At 66.4% G+C, this 4,765-nt stretch carries 6 protein-coding genes and 1 pseudogene; all 7 read left to right on the top strand.

What is annotated here, in order from left to right; genetic code table 11:
• Nucleotides 1–682: glycosyltransferase (locus tag WB785_RS00035; RefSeq protein ID WP_424076659.1), on the top strand; the 682-nt coding region annotated here is incomplete at its 5' end.
• 10 nt (nt 683–692) lie between these two features.
• Nucleotides 693–887 (top strand): DUF3046 domain-containing protein, encoded by a 195-nt coding sequence (locus tag WB785_RS00030; protein ID WP_424076658.1) that lies wholly within the window; start codon nt 693–695, stop codon nt 885–887.
• 44 nt (nt 888–931) lie between these two features.
• Nucleotides 932–1,279 carry a hypothetical protein gene (locus WB785_RS00025; RefSeq protein WP_424076657.1) on the top strand — a complete coding sequence of 116 codons (348 nt, stop codon included), beginning with the start codon at nt 932–934 and terminating at the stop codon, nt 1,277–1,279.
• Between the two features lie 183 nt (nt 1,280–1,462).
• Nucleotides 1,463–2,515: a recombinase RecA gene (gene recA / locus WB785_RS00020; RefSeq protein WP_424076656.1), complete on the top strand. Its 1,053-nt coding sequence runs from the start codon at nt 1,463–1,465 to the stop codon at nt 2,513–2,515.
• A complete protein-coding gene (gene recX, locus WB785_RS00015; protein WP_424076655.1) occupies nt 2,481–2,999 on the top strand; it encodes a recombination regulator RecX in 519 nt (172 codons plus the stop codon). The genes recA and recX overlap by 35 nt, the downstream gene beginning before the upstream one ends.
• Nucleotides 3,000–3,030: 31 nt before the next feature.
• Nucleotides 3,031–4,566: a tRNA (N6-isopentenyl adenosine(37)-C2)-methylthiotransferase MiaB gene (gene miaB / locus WB785_RS00010; protein WP_424076654.1), complete on the top strand. Its 1,536-nt coding sequence runs from the start codon at nt 3,031–3,033 to the stop codon at nt 4,564–4,566.
• Nucleotides 4,563–4,765 (top strand): annotated as a pseudogene (locus WB785_RS00005) (hypothetical protein); the annotation flags it as partial. The gene miaB and the pseudogene WB785_RS00005, both read left to right, overlap by 4 nt.

Raw genomic sequence — 4,765 nt, 5'->3', positions numbered from 1 at the left:
CCAGCGGGCCGAGGTCCGCGTCGGGATCGGTCTGCCGGCCACCGATCCCGGACCGCTGCGGCGGCTGATCGCCACGCTGCCTGCGCTGGAGGTTCCGCGTCCGGACTGGCCGGCCGAAGCCGTCTTGGTGGGTCCGCTGCACTTCGAGCCGACCGGGCAACTGCTGCCGATCCCACCCGGTACCGGGCCGGTTGTCGTGGTCGCGCCGTCGACGGCGTTGACCGGGACGCAGGGAATGGCGCAGACCGCCCTGGACAGCCTGGTGCCCAGCATCGGTCTACCCGCGGGTGCACGCGTGGTGGTGTCGCGGCTGAACGGTCCGGATCTGACGGTGCCGCCGTGGGCGGTGGCCGGGCTGGGGCGCCAAGACGAATTGCTGACGCATGCCGACCTGGCCATCTGTGGTGGCGGGCACGGAATGGTGGCCAAGGCTCTGCTCGCCGGTGTGCCGCTGGTGATGATTCCCGGTGGAGGGGATCAGTGGGAGATCGCCAACCGGGTGGTGCGGCAGGGCAGCGGGCAACTGGTTCGGCCGTTGACCGCCGAGGCACTGACCAGGGCTGCGGATGAGGTGCTCTCGACGCCGACCTACCGCGACGCTGCCCAGCGAGCCGCTGCCAGCATCACCGAGGTCGCCGACCCGGTGCGGGTGTGCCACGATGCGCTCGCGCCCGCTAGGTAGGTTCGCATGTGTGCGGCTAACGGAGTTTCACCAACGGGTCACCTTGCGGTTCGGCGCCACCTACGGCGTCTCGGTGCTGACCGACCACGTGCTGACCGGCTTCGACGGGCGCACCGGTGCGCAGGCGATCGAGGACGGCGCGGACCCGCGAGATGTGTGGCGGGCGCTGTGCGTCGACTTCGACGTCCCGCGCGACCAGTGGTGAAATAAGCGTCGGTTCGGGTCCGGACGGCGGGCGATGATTGCTTGATGCCAGGTCCGACAGGTGTCGCGCGTTTTGTAGGCACGGTCCCCAACGACCACGAGATTTTTGGCGTGATCTATCCCGACGACCTCGAGCTTTATCACCTGGACCCACCACTGTGCGGTTACCGGATAGTCGCTGCGGCGCAAAGTATCTACGCGATGCATGCACGGCTGTTGGGGGATCCCGACCCCCCACTTCCCGAGGATCCGGTGTCCACCTACCTGTACGGGACGACCGGTGGCGAGGGGCTGCAGATCGTGTGGAAAGACGAGCTGCTCAAGGCCGATGGCAAAATCCCCGCCCGAGCATTGGCCGAGGCGGGGTATCAGGTTCGCCGGCCAGTGAACTAGAGGAATCTGGGCGCCACGACTGTGCATCGGACACGCCCGCGGCGCGCCTTCTTGCTTTCGAACACCTGTTCGCTACTGTGGTGACTGTTCGACAGATGCCGACTTGTCGGTGGGCTGCTTTAACGTCGCGGCCAACTGACCGACCCGGTCAACCGAACAACGACTACACCGAGAGGTAGCACCATGACGCAAGCCCCTGACCGCGAGAAGGCCCTCGACCTGGCGATGGCCCAGATCGAGAAGAGTTACGGCAAAGGATCGGTGATGCGCCTCGGCGACGAGGTGCGCCAGCCGATCTCGGTCATCCCGACCGGATCGATCGCACTGGACGTCGCTTTGGGCATCGGCGGCCTGCCGCGCGGCCGGGTCGTGGAGATCTACGGCCCGGAATCCTCGGGTAAGACCACCGTCGCACTGCACGCGGTGGCCAACGCCCAGGCCGCCGGCGGCATCGCGGCGTTCATCGACGCCGAGCACGCGCTAGATCCCGACTACGCCCAGAAGTTGGGCGTGGACACCGATTCACTGCTGGTCAGCCAGCCCGACACCGGCGAGCAGGCGTTGGAGATCGCCGACATGCTGATCCGCTCGGGCGCGCTGGACGTTCTGGTCATCGACTCGGTGGCCGCGCTGGTGCCGAGGGCGGAGATCGAAGGCGAGATGGGCGACAGCCATGTCGGACTGCAGGCCCGGCTGATGAGCCAGGCGCTGCGGAAAATGACTGGCGCGCTGAATAACTCGGGTACGACGGCGATCTTCATCAACCAGCTGCGTGAGAAGATCGGGGTGATGTTCGGTTCGCCCGAAACGACAACGGGCGGTAAGGCTTTGAAGTTCTACTCCTCGGTGCGCTTGGATGTGCGGCGGATCGAAACGCTCAAGGACGGCACCGATGCGGTAGGTAACCGCACCCGGGTCAAGGTCGTCAAGAACAAGGTGTCGCCGCCGTTCAAGCAGGCCGAGTTCGACATCCTCTACGGCAAGGGCATCAGCAGGGAAGGCTCGCTGATCGACATGGGCGTGGATCAAGGCTTCATCCGCAAGTCCGGTTCGTGGTTCACCTACGAGGGCGAGCAGCTGGGTCAGGGCAAGGAGAATGCCCGCACCTTCCTGATGGAGAACGCCGACGTGGCCAACGAGATCGAGAAGAAGATCAAGGAAAAGCTCGGCATTGGCGCAGTGGTGACCGATGGCTTGACCGATGACAGCGTCTTGCCCGCCCCCGTCGATTTCTGAGCCGTCTCGCGAGGAGCTGGCGCGGGCGTTGTGCCTGCGCCTGCTCACCGCGCGGGCACGCACTCGCGCCGAGTTGGCCGGTCAGCTGGCCAAGCGCGGCTATCCCGACGACGTCAGCGCCCGGGTGCTGGACCGGCTGGCTGACGTCGGGCTGATCGACGACGCCGGTTTCGCCGAACAATGGGTGCACTCCCGACGGGCGAACGCGGGAAAAGGCAAGCGCGCGTTGGCCGCTGAGCTGCATACCAAGGGGGTCGATAACGACGTGATCACCTCGGTGCTCGGCGGCATCAACCCCGCGGCCGAGCGCGGCCGGGCCGAACAGCTGGTGCGTGCCAAGCTACGCCGCGAGAACCTCGACGATCATGCGAAGGTGAGTCGCCGGTTGGCGGCGATGCTGGCGCGCCGCGGGTTCGACCAGACGATGGCCTTTGACGTGGTCAGTACCGAGCTGGCCGCCGAGCGGGAGCGCAGGCGCGTCTAGGCGCGAGTCGAAACCGCCGTACCATGGCCCCGTGACTTCGACGGTGGCAACGGATGCGGCGAGCGCAGCGGCTCTGCCGCGGGAGTCGCCGCCGTCGCGCCGTACCTACCAGGTCCGCACTTACGGATGTCAGATGAACGTCCATGACTCCGAGCGGCTGGCGGGCCTGCTGGAAGCGGCTGGCTACCGGCGCGCGCCCGACGGCGCCGACGCCGACGTGGTGGTCTTCAACACCTGCGCGGTGCGAGAGAACGCCGACAATAAGCTCTACGGCAACCTCAGCCACCTGGCACCCCGCAAGCGCAGCGACCCGAACCTGCAGATCGCGGTGGGCGGCTGCCTGGCCCAGAAGGACAAAGACGCGGTGCTGCGCAAGGCGCCGTGGGTCGACGTCGTCTTCGGCACACACAACATTGGATCGCTGCCTGCGCTGCTCGACCGGGCACGGCACAACAAGGTTGCCCAGGTAGAAATCGCCGAGGCGCTGCAGGAGTTTCCAAGCGCACTGCCCGCTGCCCGCGAATCGGCTTACGCCGCTTGGGTTTCCATCTCGGTTGGCTGCAACAACAGCTGCACGTTCTGCATTGTGCCGTCGTTGCGGGGCAAGGAGGTCGACCGCAGCCCGGACGACATCCTGGCCGAGGTGCGATCGCTGGTGGACGCTGGCGTGCTGGAAATCACCTTGCTGGGCCAGAACGTCAACGCATACGGGGTCTCGTTCGCCGACCCGCGGCTACCGCGCAATCGCGGCGCCTTCGCCGAGCTATTGACCGAATGCGGACGCATCGACGGTCTGGAGCGGGTGAGGTTCACTTCGCCACACCCGGCTGAGTTCACCGACGATGTCATCGAGGCGATGGCCCAAACGCCGAATGTCTGCCCGGCCTTGCACATGCCGCTGCAATCCGGGTCGGACCGGGTGTTGCGCGCGATGCGCCGGTCCTACCGCGCCGAGCGCTATCTCGGCATCATCGACCGAGTGCGGGCGGCGATGCCGCACGCCGCCATCACCACCGACCTGATCGTCGGCTTCCCCGGCGAGACCGAGGAGGACTTCGCGGCGACACTGAACGTCGTTCGGCGGGCTCGGTTCACCGGTGCGTTCACCTTCCAGTACTCCAAGCGCCCCGGCACGCCCGCCGCCGAGCTGGACGGTCAGCTGCCTAAAGCCGTCGTCCAGGCACGTTACGAGCGATTAGTGGCACTGCAGGAGCAGATCTCCTTGGAAGAGAACCGCAACCAGATCGGTCGGACCGTCGAGCTGCTAGTGGCCACCGGGGAAGGCCGCAAAGACAGTCGCACCGCGCGGATGAGCGGGCGCGCACGCGACGGTCGGCTGGTGCATTTCACGCCCGGCGGACAGCAGATACGCCCTGGTGACATCGTCACCACGATCGTCAGCGACGCCGCGCCCCATCACCTAATAGCCGACGGCGACGTCATCGCCCACCGCCGCACCCGCGCCGGTGATGCCTACGCCGAGAGCGGAGCCGGGCCACTAAGCCTTGGCATGCCCGGCATCGGGCAACCGGTTGCGGCGCCACAACCGATTGGGTGCACTCGATGAGCGAGAACGGTAACCACGGCCAGTTCGACGACTTCCGGGATGACATCGAGGCGGCCGAGCGTCGTATCGCCCGCGAAATCGACCCGGGCGCAAGGGCTTTGGTTGTCGCGATCCTGGTTTTCGTGCTGCTCGCATCGTTTATTTTGCCGCATACAGGTCATGTTCGCGGATGGGATGTGCTGTTTTCCACTCATGGTTC

Origin of the sequence: Mycobacterium sp., assembly GCF_049585075.1 — a bacterium.
Taxonomy (GTDB): Bacteria; Actinomycetota; Actinomycetes; order Mycobacteriales; family Mycobacteriaceae; genus Mycobacterium.
Note: the sequence above shows the minus strand (reverse complement) of the source record. Positions and strands in the feature narration are given on the sequence as shown.